Origin of the sequence: Shewanella sp. Scap07, assembly GCF_013394145.1 — a bacterium.
Taxonomy (GTDB): domain Bacteria; phylum Pseudomonadota; class Gammaproteobacteria; order Enterobacterales; family Shewanellaceae; genus Shewanella; species Shewanella waksmanii.
Window position 1 is genome coordinate 3,825,734 of sequence record NZ_CP041329.1, and the last position, 21,126, is coordinate 3,846,859.

At 45.4% G+C, this 21,126-nt stretch carries 17 protein-coding genes; 6 read left to right on the forward strand and 11 right to left on the reverse strand.

Annotated features, from left to right (window positions below):
- Positions 1–9 precede the first annotated feature (9 nt).
- Complete coding sequence (locus tag FLM48_RS16745) at positions 10–402, reverse strand: ribosome recycling factor family protein (protein ID WP_028771422.1); 393 nt, start codon at positions 400–402, stop codon at positions 10–12.
- 40 nt (positions 403–442) lie between these two features.
- Positions 443–1,318, reverse strand: a complete 876-nt coding sequence (locus tag FLM48_RS16750) for a LysR family transcriptional regulator (RefSeq protein ID WP_028771423.1) — start codon at positions 1,316–1,318, stop codon at positions 443–445.
- A gap of 220 nt (positions 1,319–1,538) precedes the next feature.
- On the opposite strand from FLM48_RS16750, the gene FLM48_RS16755 reads away from it, so the two are divergent.
- Positions 1,539–2,603 (forward strand): linear amide C-N hydrolase, encoded by a 1,065-nt coding sequence (locus tag FLM48_RS16755; RefSeq protein WP_179025422.1) that lies wholly within the window; start codon positions 1,539–1,541, stop codon positions 2,601–2,603.
- Positions 2,604–2,665: 62 nt separating this feature from the next.
- Here FLM48_RS16755 and FLM48_RS16760 read toward each other — a convergent pair whose 3' ends face one another.
- The 3 genes from FLM48_RS16760 to FLM48_RS16770 form a co-directional block, all read right to left on the reverse strand.
- Positions 2,666–3,739, reverse strand: a complete 1,074-nt coding sequence (locus tag FLM48_RS16760; RefSeq protein ID WP_179025423.1) for a DUF3083 family protein — start codon at positions 3,737–3,739, stop codon at positions 2,666–2,668.
- Positions 3,740–3,929: 190 nt separating this feature from the next.
- The gene (locus FLM48_RS16765; protein ID WP_179025424.1) at positions 3,930–5,420 is read right to left on the reverse strand and encodes a hypothetical protein; all 1,491 of its coding nucleotides are present in this window, start codon (positions 5,418–5,420) and stop codon (positions 3,930–3,932) included.
- 110 nt (positions 5,421–5,530) lie between these two features.
- Positions 5,531–6,400 (reverse strand): LysR family transcriptional regulator, encoded by an 870-nt coding sequence (locus tag FLM48_RS16770; RefSeq protein ID WP_179025425.1) that lies wholly within the window; start codon positions 6,398–6,400, stop codon positions 5,531–5,533.
- Between the two features lie 122 nt (positions 6,401–6,522).
- Here FLM48_RS16770 and FLM48_RS16775 point away from each other — a divergent pair, with 122 nt between their 5' ends.
- Positions 6,523–7,665 carry a carcinine hydrolase/isopenicillin-N N-acyltransferase family protein gene (locus tag FLM48_RS16775; protein WP_179025426.1) on the forward strand — a complete coding sequence of 381 codons (1,143 nt, stop codon included), beginning with the start codon at positions 6,523–6,525 and terminating at the stop codon, positions 7,663–7,665.
- A 126-nt stretch (positions 7,666–7,791) separates the two neighbouring features.
- Here FLM48_RS16775 and FLM48_RS16780 read toward each other — a convergent pair whose 3' ends face one another.
- The gene (locus tag FLM48_RS16780; RefSeq protein WP_179025427.1) at positions 7,792–9,018 is read right to left on the reverse strand and encodes a cation:proton antiporter; all 1,227 of its coding nucleotides are present in this window, start codon (positions 9,016–9,018) and stop codon (positions 7,792–7,794) included.
- Between the two features lie 117 nt (positions 9,019–9,135).
- Here FLM48_RS16780 and FLM48_RS16785 point away from each other — a divergent pair, with 117 nt between their 5' ends.
- Positions 9,136–9,990 (forward strand): universal stress protein, encoded by an 855-nt coding sequence (locus FLM48_RS16785; protein ID WP_179025428.1) that lies wholly within the window; start codon positions 9,136–9,138, stop codon positions 9,988–9,990.
- Between the two features lie 88 nt (positions 9,991–10,078).
- Here FLM48_RS16785 and FLM48_RS16790 read toward each other — a convergent pair whose 3' ends face one another.
- The gene (locus FLM48_RS16790; protein ID WP_256870959.1) at positions 10,079–10,606 is read right to left on the reverse strand and encodes a MarR family winged helix-turn-helix transcriptional regulator; all 528 of its coding nucleotides are present in this window, start codon (positions 10,604–10,606) and stop codon (positions 10,079–10,081) included.
- A gap of 671 nt (positions 10,607–11,277) precedes the next feature.
- Here FLM48_RS16790 and FLM48_RS16795 point away from each other — a divergent pair.
- On the forward strand, positions 11,278–12,801 hold the full coding sequence (locus FLM48_RS16795; RefSeq protein ID WP_179025430.1) for an Ig-like domain-containing protein: 1,524 nt from the start codon (positions 11,278–11,280) through the stop codon (positions 12,799–12,801).
- A gap of 116 nt (positions 12,802–12,917) precedes the next feature.
- Here FLM48_RS16795 and FLM48_RS16800 read toward each other — a convergent pair whose 3' ends face one another.
- The gene (locus FLM48_RS16800) at positions 12,918–13,166 is read right to left on the reverse strand and encodes a DUF3297 family protein (RefSeq protein ID WP_028771432.1); all 249 of its coding nucleotides are present in this window, start codon (positions 13,164–13,166) and stop codon (positions 12,918–12,920) included.
- 159 nt (positions 13,167–13,325) lie between these two features.
- On the reverse strand, positions 13,326–15,470 hold the full coding sequence (locus FLM48_RS16805) for a M3 family metallopeptidase (RefSeq protein ID WP_179025431.1): 2,145 nt from the start codon (positions 15,468–15,470) through the stop codon (positions 13,326–13,328).
- Positions 15,471–15,764: 294 nt separating this feature from the next.
- Between FLM48_RS16805 and FLM48_RS16810 the strand changes: the two genes are divergently transcribed.
- Positions 15,765–16,205, forward strand: a complete 441-nt coding sequence (locus FLM48_RS16810) for a dCMP deaminase family protein (RefSeq protein ID WP_179025432.1) — start codon at positions 15,765–15,767, stop codon at positions 16,203–16,205.
- Between the two features lie 58 nt (positions 16,206–16,263).
- Here FLM48_RS16810 and FLM48_RS16815 read toward each other — a convergent pair whose 3' ends face one another.
- Complete coding sequence (locus FLM48_RS16815) at positions 16,264–16,761, reverse strand: peptidylprolyl isomerase (protein WP_179025433.1); 498 nt, start codon at positions 16,759–16,761, stop codon at positions 16,264–16,266.
- A gap of 105 nt (positions 16,762–16,866) precedes the next feature.
- Positions 16,867–17,850 (reverse strand): hypothetical protein, encoded by a 984-nt coding sequence (locus tag FLM48_RS16820; RefSeq protein ID WP_179025434.1) that lies wholly within the window; start codon positions 17,848–17,850, stop codon positions 16,867–16,869.
- 382 nt (positions 17,851–18,232) lie between these two features.
- Here FLM48_RS16820 and FLM48_RS16825 point away from each other — a divergent pair, with 382 nt between their 5' ends.
- Entirely contained in the window at positions 18,233–20,950 is a 2,718-nt protein-coding gene (locus FLM48_RS16825; RefSeq protein ID WP_179025435.1) for a DEAD/DEAH box helicase, read from the forward strand.
- Positions 20,951–21,126: the final 176 nt, after the last annotated feature.

Here is a 21,126-nt window from a genome sequence, read left to right on the forward strand (position 1 = left end):
GAACTTATACTAGAACTCGGCTTTAAATCTCGCGGTTCTGGCCTCTATAAGTGTACAGTTAGTCGCGTGCATGAGCTCTGCGAGGGTAATATTCGGACTTGCCGCTATCACCCGTGCAAGCTTATCTTCGAGTGACTCTAACTTATCAAGGTTAAGCTGCAGCTCAGCCTCAATCTTAGCAATCAAATAACGCCACTCATCAATTGGCAAAGTCTTCAGGTGCAGCATAAATGATTGAACATGCTCGGCTTGCCCCACCAGCTGCCAATTGCGCGAACGGCGCACTCGTTTCAGATTGCAACCATAGTTCACAACCAGGCTTTTTACCTGCTTGACTCGTTCGCCCCCCAAGCGGTGGATTAATGAGGGTAAAGCCACAACAATGTTAGTGTCGGTACTCATGTATCTCGTTTCAGTTAATTGTTGATCAACACAGACTAAGTTATTTAGCGGGTAATGCCTGTACACCGTCGATGACAAATTGCATCGCGGGATTAATAATGCGATTAGATTGCCAGATAAGATCGCTATTCCAGCGCGCAAAGACTTCATTCGTGGCCATCAGATACTTGACCTCCCCCGCATCAGCCGCGCTTTGGCAAACAAAGCGCGGTAAATGGCCCCACCCAGTGCCAGCCTTAATCAAATTCAGTAACTGGGGCGCATTGTTACATTGCAGCACGCGATGGCTGATAATATCACTGTCTCGCATACCCACGTCTTCTAAAAACGTTAGGGATAACTGCAGTTTATCTAGCAATGCCCGAGGCAAATGCTGTGACTCAATCTGCCAGCTAACTGGAATAACTCGCACCACTTCAAAAGAATAACCATTGCTGGTCATCAAATCTGCACCAGTCGACAGCGTAGAAAACAACAAGCCTATGTCAGCTTTACCCGATAACACCCAACCTTTAACTTGCAGTGTATCGCCATTGAGCACTTTCAAAGACAGGAAGGGAAAAGCCAGCAGTAGCTCAGCCAGTAACTCATCCAGTGCCGGTTCCACTAAACTCATATCAATCGCAATGGTTAATTTATCTGGTACGCCTTGCAGTAAGCTATCAACTTTAGCATCGAATAAACTCGATTCCTTCAACATCGCTTGCGCATAGGTGTAGAGTTGCAGCCCCTGCTCTGTCACCTGTAAAGAACGCGGCAGCCGAGTAAATAAGGTTAAGCCGGTATCGATCTCTAATGTGTTAATTTGCTCACGCAATGTCGATACATGCTTGCCAATGCTGCGCGCAGCCTGAGCCACGCCGCCTTGTTCAACAACGGCCACAAAGGCATGTAATTGCTCTAATGATACAGCCACTTCCTTGCTCCATTTCTTTAGAAATAACCGGGTACCCATAACAAGACGCCAATAGATTCACGCACTCGTATATGGATTGCTAGCATACACGTTAAGAGGGGCTTTACCTAGTCTCAGCCACTTTGAGAATAGTGTTTTAGCGTCATAATGCAACCAACAAAGCAAAACCAACAACTCAGCTATTTTGCTTAATTCATATCATTATCGACGAGGTCTTATTATGAAAAACGCTAACTTGAAGAAAATCTCCGCACTAGTTATTGCCCTCGCTTCAGTCGCTGGACTATCACAGGCTCAAGCATGTTCTCGTATCACCTTAGATACTCCGCACGGGGTTTCTACAGTGCGTTCACTAGACTGGGGGACACAGCTAGGGAATATCAGTCAGGTGAATCCTGTCGGTATCGAACGCAGCACGCAGGCACCTAGCTATAAGCGCGCGATGCAGTGGACCACCAAATACCATTCCATTGCTCAAATGGAATGGGATGTATTTCACGGCGTCGCATCTGATGCGATTAACTCACAGGGCTTAGGCACTTCATTACTGTACATGGCTGACTCAGCCCCCTACATTAAGGACTATAAAGACACTGGCGCCCCGGCCGTCAGCTTCCTTGACTTAGTCTCATACATCAATGAAACCTATGCCAATGTCGACGAAGTCGTCAACGCCTTTGAGGCCAACGAGTTCCAAGTGGCCTGGGCCGACGGCTTACACGGCGTACAACATGGTTTGCATTTCTCTGTACATGACAAGTCTGGCGATATTGCACTGTTCCAGCTAAATGAAGGTGGCAAAGTCGTCGTGCATCGTGGCGATGTACAATCAGATATGCGTGTGATGGCTAATGCGCCTTTGCAACAACACCATCGCGAATATGTTAATCAGGTCGACTTGAACAATTTAGAAGCCAAGTCAGTACCTTCGTCAATCTCATCGCTAGACAGAAACTTACGCGGCCTATTCAATACCAGTCACGTTAAATTTGATGACAACAAAAGTTGGGCGCAAACTCGCGGCAAGCTGCTAAGCACCTACAATGCCGGTAACTTAGTACCGCAAGACCTGATTGACCCAGTCAATGGCGAAACGTATGCCACTTGGACTCAGTTTGTTTACAACCATCAAAATGGTGACTTTTTGCTGACCGATTATGATACTCGGATGCAAATTGGCTATAACTTTAATGACACCTTGTCATTTACCGAAACACGCTGCGCCAATACGCTTGAACAAGCTAACGCAGGCGAAACACAGGTCACTTGGGGGACTTGTAAGTAAGGAAATAAAAAGCCCTTTCACTGAAATGCAGTAAAAGGGCTTTAATTGAGGCTTGTAGCGTACTAGCTAGCCTGATTGTAGCTAATATGCTGATGGAAGCGCACAATCAAATCTTGACGAGACTTGTCCAATTCCAATTGCGCAGTAAAGCGCTTTAACGCTTCTTCGACATTGTTCATAAAGCGGCCGTACCCCGCATCTTTACTGTCTTTTTCGCCTGCGACTATGGTAAAGCTCACCATTTCAACTAATCTGTCAGCATCCCAGTGGCGAATGAACTGCTGCTCTTCAATGTTAGGATCGAAACCTAACATCTGCACTTCATCGGTACCATCAACTTGGTCGTACTTACTGTTACGCACTAATGGGGTTAATCCATTGGCCACCATAGCAATACGCTTAAGTTGCTTCGATGCTGCCGCGTCGACAAAACTCTGTTCCAGCTTTTGGTATAGCGGTGCAAAATCTTCAGTATTGGCAGGCAAAATAGCCTGCTTTAGCATACGGCTCAGCGGCAGTTTAACGGTTACATAGCAAATTGAACCATGACCTTCAGGTAACGGACAGTTACGTGCTTTATAGCGACGATCGATAGCGCGAAGCTTGTAGGCGTGGGTTTCTTTATTACCTTTGGCTTTAGCAAACAAATCGTAGGAAAGATGCTGATGATCACGCACTTTCAAAACCAAATTCTGCTCGGGTAATTGCGGCATAAGTTTGGCTACAAAATCTTGTACTTTGGCATGGAAAGTGGCCGAGTTACTGCGAATGTCATTACCGGTAGCTAAGAACACAATACGAATTTTACGGGCACGGTAATCATCTTGGCTATGCAGTGTTTGCGACTCATGATATTCAGGGTTGTAGAAAAAGATGATCTGCTCGGCCGTTGGGAAACAGTAGGCTTCAGTGTGAAAACGCACCACCGGAAGTTTGTCATTGGTGATGACATGCAAATTACGAATTTCTTCTTGATCTGCTAGCGCAAAAATAGCTTGGCTCAGTGTTTGGTAACACGTTTTGTAATCAGGATAGTGCGCTAATAAAGCATCCGTTACTTTAATTTCTGCAGTAATGTACTGATTGCTGCGAACGTCCTTGGGTATGTACACTTTTTGCTGATGGCTAAGGGACATAGATACTCCTTGTGATAAGTTAACCATATGTAGCCTGGTGCAGATGATAACGATAAAATCTGACAAAAATGCTGCGGTGGCACACACTTTTTTACCTGCTGACAACATCATAAGGGCTGAATATGATTTATTACTTAAAAAATAACCATGAGTGAATACTTTTCAAGCACAAAGGGGCTAAACAACATCCCTAAAAACGATAATTTAGCGCTGATACAAACTGGCGTTTGTCACTGCCTTTTTGTCCATACTCCATCGACAATGACCAAGTGCGATTGAAATTATAGTTGGCACCAGCGATGAATGACCACTTATCGATATTTTCCTGGCGAATTTTGTAATCAATGTACTCTGCGGCCCCATCACCAGGCAGCGGAATTTCGTGCTGGCCAATAATAGTCAGGTCACTGTCTAAATAACTGGCACCAACATAAACATCGACACTTTGGTCTAAATAGGTTGCTATCTGCTTACCCACCCGCGGTGAGATATTCACCACCAGCTCTTCCGCCTTAGCATTTTTCATATCAATGTAGCTAAATGAAATGGGAACAGTCACAAAGTAGTCGCGCCAACCGGCAGCTAAAATCGTCCCTACCGTGTAATTATATCCATCAAGATCAACATCTAATGGTACATAGAGTGAATTATCTTTGAGCGCATCGTAGACTTTTTGACAGACAGGCTTAGGTGGAAAGCCTGAACAGTCTAGCCCGATTTGGTCTATCAAGTCGTTGCCGTCGAGTTCAAACTCAATATGCGCCATACCATTGACTTTACCTATACTGGCAAACACGTTCATAAAGGGAAATAACCACGCATCAAGCTTTAACTGCGGCGACTCAGAGTGGGAGTAATTATTATCGAAAGTGACAAACTTCATCGGCACGCGGCCTTTATCCCAAAAACTAAAACCAGCTTCCAGCTCATCTATGGTCATAGCTTGCTTAGTCTCAGCATATATCAAGCTCACCCCATATGGTTTGGGCAAGGTATATCCTTTATCAATCACATCTTGGGCGAAAAATGGCAACGCTCGATTCCATTTAGCTGGCGCAGTTCTTTCAATTTCTTGCTCTTTATTGGCAACCCGTGCATCGCCAAGGCCAGTGTCGGTCAAAGAATGATTTACTGATATGGTTTGTAATTGCAGGCTACCAACAAGGTTAGTATCGGACTCATAATACACATAGGTAGGATAATCGCTGTTTTCACCGATAAAGTAGTGATTCAATACATCACTGCTACCATCGCTCCAATTAGATTCTTTGGCGAAAGCACCACGGTAGCCACCATTAGCAAACTGCTCTAAGCTCGCTTTTGACTCAAATAGCGTTACCGTTTGATAGTTGCCATAAGCTAGGCCTGCACCCAAATCATATCGATTTACATCAATGTAAATAACCGAACCATCCTGATTATTGTAAATGGCGCCTATCCCGCTTCCGCCGCCAATTAAAGGCACCTTTAGCCGAGACATGAAAACGGTTGCATATCCGTAGGAGTGAGTCACTTTTTCGCTAAGGTTGGGATAAGTGCGGCCGAGGTTATCAATTAGCTGCTGGGATTGCTGATCGATTGAACGAGTGACTGCATCTCTTTGGTCAATGGGAACACTAGTACTGCAAGCAGTTAATAGCAGTGCTGCGCAGCTCGTGAGCAACTGAAAAAGTTTATTCATTGTATCCCCAAAGAATCAGACAACCGCCTAGATTACAAATAATAAACAAATAGTTAACCATCAGCAACCAACTAGGGGAAAGCGTGTTTAGCGATTGTGCCATTGTCAGCTTAGAACCACTGTTCAATACCCTGCTGGAAAAATCGGTGCACCTCATTTTCAGGCTGGGTTTTCGGCCATATCAAGTCATATTGTAGCTGCATTTTGGTCTTGAGAAACTCCGGCTGCAATACGGTTATCGTCGAAGGCATCTGCCCACCTACAGACCCCAACATCGCCCAACCCACACCAGATTCAACAAGCTGCATCATATTGCTATAACCATTGGCAAAACAGACTGTGGGTGACATTTTGATCACTTGATATAAGGCTTGTTGGTCCGTCAATGATTGACTAAGGATCTGAGTATGCGCCATAAGTTCATCATTACTTACCTGGCGCTTACGTGCTAAAGGGTGGCTTTTTGCGCACACCAGCAGTATGTTCAAATGACCGATAGCTTGGAATTCATAAAACTGACTGTTGCCCTCAACTGTCGGTGTCAGAGCAAGATCCACTTTGCCTTGCCTCACCGCTGCAAAAATATCATCCACCCCCTTACTGAAAACAGAAAAACGAATAAAAGGCCATTGCTGCTGCGCTTTACTTACTAATTTGGCAATGGGCTCAAACGCCATATTCTCATCGATGGCAATCGTGAAACTTGCAGGTAAACCCAGCGACAGCTGACTGGCGTTTCGGCTAAAGCGCTCAACACTATCGACCACCACTTTCGCACCGTCATATAAATTTAAACCCGCCTCTGTCAATTGCGGGTATTTGCCATCTCGGTCGAACAACAACACCCCCAACTCATCCTCTAGACGGGCGATGTTACCGCTAACGGTCGCGAGATGCTTGCCTACTCGTTTACCCGCCGCCGTAAACGATCCGGTATCTGCCGCGGCAATAAAACATTGCAGTAAGTCAGGCTTGATCATTTTAGTTCATCTCCTTTAGGCAACCCTATGAAAAAACCATAGCAAACCTATTAAATGATATCTAAAAAATTATAGATAATGAACTCGAACACAACAACTACCAATTGATTTGAGGTCACACCATGAAAAAAACTATCCTAGCTCTCACCACAATGGCACTACTTTCTTCAGCTGCTATGGCGCAATCTGTACCAGGCGATAAACTGGACTACTATAACCCCCAACGTGCAGCCCACCAACTAGGCGCCAACGTTGTCGACTACTCAGGTGACAAACAGCCACAGCTGGCTGGCTACTTAGCAACATTACACCGCTTAACCCCTGAACCCATCGTGATTGAGATTGCTCAAAATGCGGTTAATAACAACCGTGCAATCGCACCAAAGTATGCAGAATTAATGGAGCAACAAGCACAAATAAAGGGTGTCCCAGTTCACGAGCTTTACGCAGCAATTGCCCAGGCTGACTGGAACATCAACAAGCCTTTTATCGCCGCGGATGATGATTTGGCATTGCTGCAATCGGCGGCAGAGTCCATGAATGGTTGCACCACACTGGCTTTCGCCGACTCTGGAATCGTTGGCCAGAACAACGATATGAACATTGATAACCTCATGGCTGCAGAAACCACAGTCATAAAAACTGATGATAGGATTTTTATTGCTACAGACGGCGGCCACTTTCAAGGCATGGGTAAGCATGTCGGCGCAGTATTAAACTTCATGGGCGAGCCGAGTGCGCCATCAGCCACTGCCGATACACCTAATGTTGTCACACCCGATGCGGTATTTGCTGCTATCACCAGCTCAAAAAGCGTTGAGGAGGCTTACAGCAAGCTGAAAGGCTATACCACCCCAGTTGCGATTAACTTTACCGTCGCCGATGACAGTGGTGATCACGGTGCAATAGAGATGACCACACAAGGTACAAGGCTCGTCAGAGGAGAATCCGGTATCGGCCATGCAAACCACACCCGTGAAATGCGTACAGCCTTTTTAGCGGACAAGACTCTGCTTGAAGCAAACCAAGTATTTGCCGATACCTTTGCGCGTGAAGATAGCGCCAATAACTTCATTAACTTCGCCAAAGAGCGCGACGTAGCGGGCATGCAGTATATCTTGGAGCAAAAGCCAATCAACATTACTAAGTATGATTCTGACTTCGTTACGGTTGAGTCCATGGTATTTGATACTAAAGCCGGTTGTGCCTATGTGTCGGGCGATAACCCTAAATTTGGTCAATATACTCAGGTATGTTTCGAGTAACTTTGCACTGACACTGCTATCAGCTCGAGCTACCTATCAGCCCAGCATCTGCTGGGCTGACTGCTCAAGCTCAATGATACTTACCTACCATGCGAGGGTTCGTCTCGGCCATGCAGCCTCACTCAGTTAACTTTTTTTGTCTCCTGCAGGGAGTATTGGGTGACGATGCAACTGGGTTAAACTCCACTTAAGCAATATGGGCCCAACTAAGGTAGTGATGGCAATAATCACCACCAATTCAGTAAATAGCTTGGTATCTATAATGCCAGTTTGTAATCCCAATTCGGCGAACACTAAGCCAACTTCACCACGCGGTACCATCGCACTACCCGCAACCGCTTTCGCTTGCCATGCTTTACCCGCAAACCAGCCGCTGACCAGTTTGCTTGCTATTGCCAACACCGAAAGCCACAAGAGTAAAAGTACCCCTGCCGCACTGAGATCCAATTGACTCAAATCGAGACGGATACCAACATAAACAAAAAATATCGGACCAAACACCTGCACCAGCGATTGGCTGGAACGCTCCATGCTTTGGGTAAACTTAAACGGATTGACTAAATAGCGGTTCACTGGCGACACAAACTGACGGCTCAAGGCAAGGCCAACAGCAAACCCGCCCAACAATGCTGGCGCGCCAAACAGATGTGCAAGCCAAGCAAATAGACAGATGAGCGATAAGGTAATGATCACCTCGTAGCCCGCTTTGTCAGCCAGTGGTTTCAGCCCTCTGGCCAAATAAAGTAGCCCTCTAGCTAAAGGCGGCGCGATGGCCAAAAATAGCAACAACTTAGCCATTAGCCACAATGCACTAATCGCATCGAATTGACCTTGGCTGGCAAAGTTAAATAGCAAGCTCAGTAAGATCACCCCCGCGACATCATCAATGACTGCCGCGCCCAAAATGGTGTGTCCCACTGGGGTTTGTGACTGTCCGGCACTGGCCAGTACACGCAAAGAAATGCCGATACTTGTGGCAGTTAAGGCGCAGCCCAAATAGATAGCAGTGAAAACTGAGTCGGTTAACCACAACACACTGCTGAGTGCGACCACAATAAAAGGCGCCACAATTCCAACACAGGCAATTGCGACCGCAGGCCTTCCTGCTAGGGCTAAATGCTTAATCGATGTTTCGCAGCCAATGGCGAACAACAACAAGATGACACCAAGCTCAGCCAATACCGCTAAGGTTGGGTCTGGGGATATCCAATTGAGTACAGTTGGACCCAGCAACAAGCCAGCTGTGATTTCACCAACGACGGCGGGTAGGCCTAACTTTTCAAATAAGCTGGCAAGTAATTTGCCGAGGAGCAGGATTAAGCACAACGAGATTATAAACTGTTCTACAGCCATTTTTGCCTCGCCCGCACAGGGGTATTGCCTAATTATCGTGCGATTTAGTGATAAAGATCAAGCTGTATCTTGGCGAATTTAGTTATGTTTAAACTGAGGCAAAAGAAGGAGGTATGCATGGATAAGCTCTATATCATTGCACAAAAAGACCAGCAGCAAACCGATGCTGTTAGTTCAGGAATTGCATTAGCTCAACAGCTAAATTTACGTCCTGAAATTGGTGCCTATAGCTATGAGTCTTTAAGTGGTGATGCCTATGATCACGATGTTGCAGACTCGGCGCAGGCTCAGGTTATGGCTGCCGACAAAGCCGCCATAGATGATCTGCTACATCGGCTTGATGCCTGCCAAACTCCCATCACTCAAAATTGGTGTAAACACCTTGCAGAACATGCCTGCCAACATGTTAGGCCTGAGAACTATGCCATGATGCTCAAATCCATTCACGAGTCAGAACAATTCTTACCCGCTGACTGGCAACTAATCCGCAATACTCAAGTCCCGCTAATGCTAATGAGTAACAAGCCACTGAATAAGCCAGAATCAATATTGATGGCGGTAGACTTAGGCACCAATAAGCCTGATAAACAACGACTTAACCAAGCCATCATCGCACAGGCTAAACGCCTCGAAGCAGCCAGTGGTTGCCAACTTCATTTAGGCTTTGTAGTACGAGTGCCTAAAATTTTGCGCGATATGGACATCGTCAATACCCGCACCTTGATAAAAGACGCATACGAAAAATACCAACAGGCAATTGCAGAAACGGGCCTAGCGCGCGACCAAGTGCATATTTTGGCTGGCAACGCGGATATGTGTTTGTTTGAACTCAGCTGCCGTTTGAAAGCCCAGTACTTAGTGATGGGGATTCATAAAAAACAAGGCATTTTTGGCCATATTATTGGTAACACTTCAGAGGCGATTCTCGGTCGTATGCGCAGTAATATTTTAGTGGTACCAAGCACCCGCTAACCATAAGCAATTAAGCCAAACACTCAGTATCAATATGCAAACAAAAAAGCCGCCTCAACAGGCGGCTTAATATTGAATAATAGATTCGCTAACTGCGGCTCGCTCCCATAAACTGTACGCGGTGTGGATACACTAGCTCACCGCTGTTCATGGTTTTCATAATGCGCTGCATCATATTATCGAGTTGCTGCAAATCGGCAGCAGACAGTGCTTCAACCATCTGCTTTTCGCGCTGATGCAGCACCGGCATTATGGTTTCCACCAAAGACTTACCAGCCGCAGTGAGGGTCACCAGTTTACTGCGCTTATCCTCAGGGTTATCCAATCTATCAATATAGCCCTGTTTTTGCAGCCTAGTGAGCACCTTAGTTAACCCCCCGGAACTAAATAACATGCTTTGATATAGATCTGTCGGTGACAGTGTGTGCGGGGCTGGATTACGACGTAAACAGGACAGTAGATTAAAATCGGAGCTTTGAATACCGTATGATTCAACACACTCTTTGATAATTTGAATAAAAATATTATTCACTTGGGTCAATCGCAACAAAGCAGGGTATGAAGTTTGCGCGCACTCGGGCCAATTCGCTTCATTTAACTGCAAAATGTCTTCCATGCACTTTTCCACTTGCTCTACCTCTCACTTTTAATCTCTGCTCCAGATTATATCTTGCTAGAAAGATGAATGCCATCTAGTATCTTTCCGGAAAGAAGCTTTCCAGAAAGATACTAATTAAGAATTTATTCGCTACGCCAACACGGCAATCGAAAATGACGACGATTGAGTAGCGCTAGCAGGTGGTAAAACCGCCGCAAATATTGCGTATAACATTTTATATTTATTGAATATTTTGCTGATTGAAATGTATTAAACATCTTCTACGGCAAACAAAATTAACCGCCATTAACCACAATTTTCTAATGGTTAATAGCACGAGTAAACCGAACAATAACATGCCGAGAACTGCGCCAGTGGATCGGCAAAAGTGAGTGCCGGGTCACAACTGGGCCCATTAAGCAGCACCGATTGTCATTGGACAAGGTCGGTAATTGCAGACGGTAATGATGCTGGTCAATCGCCTCCATACCAGCAAACAAACCATGGAATGCTATGCACTCTCTGGGTCTAGCGATACACATTGCTGCTTAAAACAGATAACGCATTAGGCCCTCGCAGGCCTAATTTTGCAGCAACGTAGACCCGCCAGTTGGTCACCGCTAAATGGACACCAACTGGCTTAATCAATGCCGTCAAAGAACGGCATATTTAACAAAGAGAGTGATGAAATGGGATTATATAAAACAGCATCATTAGCCATGCTGATAGGACTCACTGTGACAGCATGTGGCAGTGATGACTCATCAGACAATGACAACAAAGCGCCTGTGGCCGTTGCCGATACAGCAACCGCATGGGTCGGAACTGAGGTACGTATAGATGTACTTGCCAATGACTATCACCCCCAAGGCCTGCCAATCAGCATCAGTGAATACAGCATTACTGAAGGCACTGGCGAGATAGACCAACAAGGCGATCTTTTGCTTTACACCGCTGACGCTGCCGGCACCACAATCATTAACTACACCATCACAGACCCTCTAGGGGCGAGCGATTCTACTACCGTTACCGTCACTATTAATGCCCCTGATGAAGGTGTGGCTGAATATGTGGGTTCGCAAACCTGTGTATCGTGCCATAGCGACAAACAGACCTTCTTTGAAACTGGGCATAACTTTAAGCTGAACAAAGTGGTTGACGGCAAAGCACCTGAGTATCCATTTAGCTCGCTTGAAGGTGCCGTTGAGTTAATGTATGGCGCCAATAACAGCAGTGGCACCCCCACCGACTGGAGTGATATTAGCTATGTTATCGGCGGCTACGACACTTGGGCTAACTTCTTAGATAAAGATGGTTATATCTACACCGGCACCGGTATTGCCGTGTCAATGCCGCAAAATGGTGAAGACATCTCAATTAACCATATGCAAGGCTATCTTCCGGACGCAGCACCGGACTCTCAAGAGTTTGACTGTGGTATTTGTCACTCGACTGGGTGGAAAGATTTTACCCCAGATTCAGATCTTAACCCTCACCGACAAGATGATCTAAAAGGCTTTGGTGGTACCTACAATCAACCAGGCATTCAATGTGAAGCTTGTCATGGTGCGGGTAGTAAACATATTCAAACTCAATCGGCTGACGATATCTCTCGGGTTGCAATGGGCAGACTGACTGCTGATTTTGTCAAAGACGACATGGGCTTTGGTTTGGCAATTTCATGCTCAGAATGCCACAGTAAGAAAACTAATCGTCACTACCCCGACTTTGTCAGCGAGCACAACCAAGATTTTGGTGGCGACAGCATCGGCGGCCGCACCATCCCTTACTTTGATGGTGGTCGTGTTGCTGGCGATGCCATGTTAGGGCTCGATGCCAACACGGGTGAGAGAACCGGTAAAAAACATGCAATGGCCTGCCATACATGTCATAACCCGCACAGATCCAAAGCGAATGAAGATCAGCCAGGTCATGAAGATGCGTTGATTAAAACCTGCCTTGATTGCCATGGCGAGAAAGAGTTTAGCCAAGGGCTAGAGGTCCATCAATACGAAGCTAAATGTACCAGCTGTCATATGCCCAAGAGCCAACACTTCTTTAGAATCAACTTGGAATTTGCCTCAGACAGCCCAGAGAACTTCTCTAAAGATGGTAAGTACGTGCAGCCATGGAATGTGGCCAAGGATAGCTGTGGTAGCTGCCACCAAGACTACGACGAACGTGCAGCCTTAATTAAGCAAATGCACAAATAAGCCAGCCGTCATTCGTCCAATAAAAAACGCCGCTTTGATTAGCGGCGTTTTTGTCGGTCATTCTCGGTGGTGTGTCTAAGCGTCTAAACAACAAAGCAACTGTTAGCTATCGCCTTTTACTTGTAAAAAGCTTCCACAGTACCTTTGATAGTCATCAGCAAAGGTTGACCACGACGGTCCAACGCTTTGCCAGCTGGGACTTTTACCCAACCTTCACTAATGCAATACTCTTCAACGTCAAAACGTTCTTTACCGTTCACGGTAATACCAATATCGTGTTCAAAAATAGCCGCAACGTGGAATTTGCTTCGTGGATTAACAGAAAGACGATCGGGTAAAGCCGGTTGTGCACTGGTGTCGTTCATGATCATGCTCAAATAGTAAAAAGAATCGACGGCTATTGTAGGCAATCACTGACCTTTGCTCAAGACTCTATATCTGGGCCTAGAAACAAAAATCCGAGTTCATTGTTAAAATGAACTCGGATTGCCACCTAAAGCTTTAATCACAGAGATCTTAAAGCGCTAGTTGATACCGCGACGCTTAAGTAATGCTTCAGTGGTTGGCGCACTACCTTTAAAGTTCTGGTAAGCCTCCATACCATCAACGCTGTTACCCACCTCTAATATGGTGCGACGGAACTTGTCACCGTTTTCACGGTTCAATCCACCATTTTGCTGCACATACTCAAATGCATCCGCCGCCATAATTTCACTCCACATGTAAGCGTAATAGCTTGCAGAATAGCCACCAGCAAATGTGTGTGAGAAGAAGGTTGAGCGATAACGTGGCGGTACTAAGTCAATATCCACCCCAGTATTGGCCAACGCTTGTGCTTCAAAAGCTTCAACATCTTGCAGCGGCAACTCATGGCTAATGCTATGCCATTGCTGATCTAACAGTGATGCCGCCATATACTCTAACGTATCAAAGCCTTGATTAAACTGCGCTGCGGCGATCGCTTTGTCCAACAAAGGCTTTGGAATCGCCTCACCTGTCTGATGGTGCTTGGCGTAATTGCTTAGCACTTGGGGATCAATCGACCAGTCTTCTTGGAACGTAGATGGAAACTCCACCATGTCGCGCGATACGGCGGTCCCCGCTAGCGAAGGATAGTTAACGTTAGACAATGCACCGTGCAAACCGTGGCCCATTTCATGGAACATAGTGCTGACATTATCAAAGCTTACCAGTTGTGGTTGCCCTTGCGCCGCTTTAGGAATGTTCATCACATTCACGACTACAGGTTTTTGCTCAAGCAAGCGACTTTGGCCAACAAACGAACTCATCCAAGCTCCGCCACGCTTGCCTTCTCTTGCAAAATAATCAGCAAAGAAAATAGCTAACGAGTCGCCATTGTCATCGAAAATCTCATAGGCTTTCACATCAGGGTGATATACCGGCAAATCAGGGCGAGGCTTGAATGTAATACCAAATAGCTGGTTCATGGTATAAAACACGCCTTTTTCTAGCACATTATCAAACTGGAAATACTGCTGTAATTGGGCTGAATCGATCGCGTATTTATCTTGACGCACCTTTTCGGCGTAATACGCCCAATCCCAGGGTTTAACGTCAAAATCACCGCCTTGGCGCTCGATCATTTGCTTAATGGCCGCGGCTTCTTTTTCAGTGTTAGCTACCACGTTTGGCACCATCGCCGAGAACATATCAATCACCGCATCAGGAGTTTGCGCTAAGGTGTTTTGTAATCGATATTCAGCCCAATTTTCAAACCCAAGCACGTGGGCTTTTTGAGCGCGTTTTTTGGCGAGCTTAGCGACAATTTGACGGGTATCGTTATCACCTTGGTTAGCACGGTTAAACGACGCTTTAAACACCTTTTCACGGCTATCGCGGTTATCTAAAGAAGCAAGTACAGACTGACGCGTGGTATTGGAAAGTTTCAGCGCATACTGGCCCTCTTTCCCCTGTTTAACGGCTAAAGCGGCTGCATTGGAAAGTGCGCCATCTGATAGTCCAGCTAGTGCGGCTTTGTTATCAAAATACACAAACTGCTCAGATAAAATTGCCAATTGCTTTTGACCAAACTCATTTTGCAAGCTCGCCAATTCTTTATTCAGCTCGCGCACTTTGGCTTTGCCTTCATCGTCTAAGGCTGCACCGGCACTAATAAAGCGCTCATAGGTAATTTGCAGTAAACGTGCAGACTCACCGTCTAGATTAAGCGATGCCTGTTGGTTAACAAGGTTTTTTACCTTGGAAAATAATTGCGCATTGAGATAGATATCGTCCCGGTGACTGGACAGCATTGGCGCCAACTCAGTTTGTAGCGCTCGCATCTGCTCGTTAGAGTCTGTACCGGCAAGATTGTAAAACACGCCCGAAGCACGCTTTAATAATGCGCCACTTTTTTCCATCGCGACAATAGTATTGTCAAAGCTTGGCGCTGCACGGTTATTTGCAATGGCTGTTATTTGTTGTTTTTGTTCCGCAATGCCCGCCATGATTGCGGGGCGGAAATGGGCAAACTCAATTTTTGTAAAATCAGGAGTTTGATATTGCAGCGTGCTCGCTGTCATCAATGGATTTGCCGTAACAGCTTGTGTTTGTACCGCTGAATTATCATTTTGCGTGCTTGTCATCGCACCGCCAGCACAACCTGATAGGGCGACACAAATCCCTATAGCTAACGTGGTTCTCAACATATTGCTTCCTACTTTATTATTATGAATCTAACCCATTACAACTACCTCAAATGGAATAGCAATCAAAGTAGACCAAAGCACAATAGTGATCTCGATCACACTAGCTCTATAACAACATGCAATTAGCAACACGCTCCTATAGCTCTACACGGTTTGACCTATTACTTGGCTTAGGCAGAACATTAAACGCTGTTTTTAACAAATTAAGCTTTACTCCCCGATAGTAAACAGCTCAAAATAGCGCTTAGGTAAGTTAATTGATTTGAAAAGCATAAATTTAGGAGTTTCAAACAAATGATGACTAAATGGGCGACACGTTTTTTACAGATGGCCGAGCTCGTTGCATCTTGGAGCAAGGATCCCTCCACACAAGTTGGCGCGGTGATCACCGAAGATAACCGCATTGTTGCACTCGGTTTTAACGGTTACCCTCACGGCATATCTGATAGCGCTGAGACCGACAACCGTGAAATGAAGCTGCTTAAAACCCTACATGCTGAAGAGAATGCCATTTTATATGCTAAGCGAGACCTGAGTGGCTGTGAAATTTGGGTCACCCATTTCCCCTGCCCCAATTGTGCGGCGAAGATTATCCAAACAGGACTAACGGCGGTACACAGCCCGCAACCTAGTGAAGATTTTCTATCACGCTGGGGAGATAAAATTAAGATAAGCCAAGATATGTTTGACCAAGCTGGGGTCAGTGTCGATTGGTTGCAGGTTAACAAGTCTTAGTCACCTCGCAAGCAGCAGTGCTGCCGATTTAGATCAGCAGCACTAACCATCACCACATTTAATCCATATTTACGCTAACTTTCTCAATAATGATAGGCTCTCGGGGCACATCATCATGACCTAGTATTGATGTGGTTCGAACCCGTTCTATCTTCTTCACCACATCCATTCCGGCGGTCACAGCGCCAAATACAGCGTAACCCCAACCGGCATTAGTGGTTGCCCGATGATCCAAAAAGTCATTACTTTCAAGGTTGATAAAAAACTGTGCCGTTGCGGAATGTGGCGCGTCGGTGCGAGCCATGGCAATGGTGCCTTTAATATTCTTTAAACCGCGATTGGCCTCGTTAACAATGGCAGCATGGGTAGGTAATTCTTGCATGTCAGCATCGAACCCACCGCCTTGCACCATAAACCCTTTAATGACTCGATGAAAAATCGTGCCTTCATAAAAGCCTTCGCGGCAATAACGCAAAAAGTTCTTACAGCTTACCGGCGCCGTTTGCATATCGAGTTCTATCTCAATATCGCCATAGTTGGTGGTAAAAGTGATCATAAACGCTCGTAATTAGCAGTAACTATCTAGCCGTTATTATACCTTAACCAACAGCCTTTTAAGTTCGTAATTAACACGGTTGCCTATTTTCCCCGCCGTGCAGACTTAAAAATCATCACCGTCATGGCCCATTTCAGCGCTAAAGTCACTCAAATTACTGTCCTGCATGGCGCTCTCTTCATACCAACTCTCTGTATTACCAGCATGCTCAGCTGCGACATGGCTACCAGTGTAACAAGCAGCGTAAGCACTCAATTGCCCCTTGGCAGAAGCATGACTCATAGCAGACTTGTGTGGTGGAACAGGCTTGCCCTTTGACAGCTCGATGCTTTGCTGCTCAGTTTGCGTTCTTGCTCCTGTTCTCGCGGCATACTCAGGACTTACCCCAGAGCCATGGCATATTGAGCAGCAACAGCCGTTGGCATAGGCTCCTAGGCCATCACAGCTAAAACAGCGCCCCCGCTTAACAACGCTAGGCGGCGCCGCAACTGACTGAGAAGCTGACGTATTACTATGGGTTGGGCTAACTGAAGCAGAGCCTGTAATTTCAGTACCTGTAGTTTCACTGCCAGAGAATTCAGCGACAGAAGTGAGTGACTCAGCCATTGATGGCTTGGACTGGGTTAACTCGCTATCATCAAGCAGGTAGTTAACCAGCGTGCTATAGCCTTGCACACTAAGCGCCTTAAGCACATCGACACAACCATTGAGAAAGTACTTCAAGCTAAAGTGCAAGTGATCAACCACTAAACAGTTAACTATGGGCAAACCATAGCTAAACTCAACGCCCACCTCATGCTTTTTGGTCTGAAAAGCACTCAAACAAACAAAGCTATTATCCAAACGTTTGTTGATAAAGCCCAGTTCAGCCTGAATAACGTCTAACACAATTGGCTCTTGCTGCTTAAAAATCACATCGCCAAAGTGCAATATCAACATCCGCTCTTTCACTACGCAGCTAAATTGATAACGTTCAAATGAGAAATCAACTTGCACAGCGTCTTTAACTCTTGGGGCTATGCCCCACTGGTGCAATAAAGCCGCCACTGTGTACGATGAGACATTGTCACTGGCTATAAAATCATTCATCGGTACTCGTTTTCTCGGTCATGTTGTCAGGTAACATCTAGAACTGTTGTTGACTTGAAGCAGGACATAAAGCTGACATGCCACTTCAGTTTGTGCCCGCCAGCCTATGCACTCAAAGCGACCTAAACAAGCGCAAACTTTAGCGAATCTTGATATTAGCGACACAGATCAAATATCCACGATAAACGTAAACATAAACATAACCCTAAATTCAAATATCTATACAAGCTGAAAACAGAATGTTGATGTTAGTCGCTAGGCAGACCAAAGCTGCTGTTTGTGCCTAGAGGTTTGGGGGGGCTACGCATCGTAATAGCTTGTTGAAATTATTTAGTTAATATACGCTTGCAAGCACAACAATGAGCAGAGGATGGCTAGGCGTTTGCAAGGAATTTTAAATTACTACAAACAGTGCTTTCAGCATGATAGTGCCGAGATTAATCTATGGTCATGCCATAAGCTTTCAGCGCAATATCAACTTCTCATTGATGTTGATGACGAACTTGCAACGGGTTTCCTGCCCCGCTTACCCTTAGAACAGCAGCAAGCATCAGTATTAAAGTCTCATTGTGAGCGCCTACAACGCGAACGAGTGCTACTGCATTGCTGCTTATTTTTTAGCGGTACGATCGAGTTAAATGGCGAGCAGCGTAAGGTTGTTACACCACTTTTGTATCAAGAATGCCAATTACAACATGATGGCAATGAAATTTTTCTTCACCCCAAGGAATCTCTAACTCACCAAACAAGGTTCACTATCAACGAAGCCTTGTTGGAAAAGCTTGTTGTCGAAGACCATCTGATTACATCTGAGTTACGTGAAAACCCTACCGATGTGAGCGGCTGGATAGCCTGGCTTCGCGATGGACAAGCTAATGTTGAGACCAGTCACATATTGCAGTTCCCTAAACTCATCGATGACAAACAATTTAACGGCCTACAACGTAAGCGCCAGTCTGTCTTAGTGAGCCGAAGCCTAATCATACTCGCAGAACGTTCAAAGGCCAGCCGTGGCATAATGCATGAGCTTGAACAATTGCTTGAAAGTAACAACTACTCACCGCCATTAACTTACCTATTTAACCAACCAAATAGTCATAATAAACGCTTAGCGGCAATTGAAACTCAACAAGACTGTTTACCGGGCCTGTTAAGCTCCGCACAAACACAAGCGCTAGAAATCGCGGCGAATCATACACTCGGTCAAATATCCGGCCCGCCTGGCACAGGTAAAAGTTACACTATTGCCACAATAGCGGCAGAGCAAGTTTTAAGAGGTAAATCAGTACTTATTGCTGCCCATACTGATGTCGCAGTTGATGTCATCGCAGAAAAATTACAACAACAATTTGAATTAGGTGATAGTCTTATTCGAGCCGGCTCGCCTCAGTTTATTCGACAATTGAAACAACAAGTTGAGGATATGCTTAATGGTATTCATCCCATTGCCAACAAGATTGTAACCCAGGCACAATTACAGCAAGCTCGCAGACAATTGCAAAAAGTCACTCAAGAGCAAGAACAGCTTGAATTAAGTTTTACCCGCCATTGCCGCCGAGCCATCCGAAGAGGACAAAAGCTGGCAAAGCTACAAAAACAACAATCTCGCTGGCGTTTACCCTATTTTAATTGGTTTTATCGTTCAGGTATCAGCCGCTTCGCGCAGCAATGGACAGAACTAGATAATCTGACTCAACTCATCGAACAGAAAGAGCGCCTCAGTCTCAATTATCTTCAACTAGCAAAAAGTCACCGACTTAACCAATTGTTGCAACACAAGCGGCAATCGTTGGCAAGTTTTTCAAAAGCAATAAGAGCTCGTCACTCGTCTAAACAACTTGAAAAATTTGCCAATACTGACTTTGATGCCCTCAAGCAGACATTTCCAATCTGGTTATCAAATTTATCTAACTTGCATAGAGTGTTACCTCTGCAACAGATGTTCGATTTAGTGATTATTGACGAAGCAAGCCAAGCGAATATTGCTGCATGCATACCCGCGCTGCAGCGAGCTAAAGCAGCACTAATAGTTGGCGATAGTAAACAATTAAGGCATTTCTCTTTTCTATCACGTGACAAGCAAGCCCAAATACAAACAAAACTTGCCTTAACCACAGCCAATTACGGTCTAATGAGTTATCGAGATAGCAGTGTGCTCGATTTAATATCACAATCCATCACCAGCCAATCTCAGGTGGCTTTCTTGGATGAGCATTTTCGTAGTAAACCTGAACTGATCCAATTTAGTAATCAGCAGTTCTACCAAAATATGCTCAAAATAATGCAGCACAGACCCTGCACCAGTGCTGGTCACCTTCATAGAGTTAATGTACAGGGTCATCGAGACAGCAAAGGGGTTAACTCCGCCGAAGCGGAAGTCCTAATAGATAAGCTAACACAGTTGATTACAGAAGAGGTTGACGCTCCCGTTCCTTCAAGCATTGGCGTATTGTCTTGTTTTCGCAATCAAACGGAATATCTGTCTAAACAAATATCGAATCGTTTCTCATTAGATCAGATTGAACGCCACCAAATTCGAATTGCCACTCCGTTTGGGTTTCAAGGTGAAGAGCGAGATATCATGCTGCTTTCCTTTAGTGTAACCGCCAAAGACAGTCGTGCAGCGACTTATTTAAATCGTAGCGACATGTTTAACGTTGCCATCACTCGAGCAAAACAAGCACAGTGGTTATTTGTCTCAGTCAATGAAACAGCACTACCTAAAAATAACCTTCTTGCTAAATATTTGATGTCTGCAGGTAAATTTGAATCACAACATCACTATATCGACAGTCTCGACGAATTTGGCCAGGCTCTTGCTGACACACTCACAGCCAAAGGCATCACTGTTTGGCGTGGTTACAAGTTGGCAGGGCTTGAACTTGATATTTTATGCCGCTACGAAGAGCAATACCTGGCCATAGATTTAATAGGTTACCCAGGGCCATGGGAAGATTTTTTTGAGATAAGCCTATACAAACTATTACAACGCGCAGGAATCAAACTCGTCCCTATAAGCTATGGCTTATGGTGTCAGCAACCGCAGCAGTGCCTTGATCATATCAGCAATCAACTTGGGATAGCCTCTTCATCAACCTGAGCTCATCGCTCAAGCTAAAAGATACATAGGTCCATCATTGCTCAGCAATTAAATATTAATCAGCGCAGCGATGAAATAGCTTCTACAACCCAGAATACCTATCCATTGACGCGCAGTACAACCAGCAATTGCAGCGCTGAAAAAATATGACTTTGTAAGACAATTAGCCTTCACTC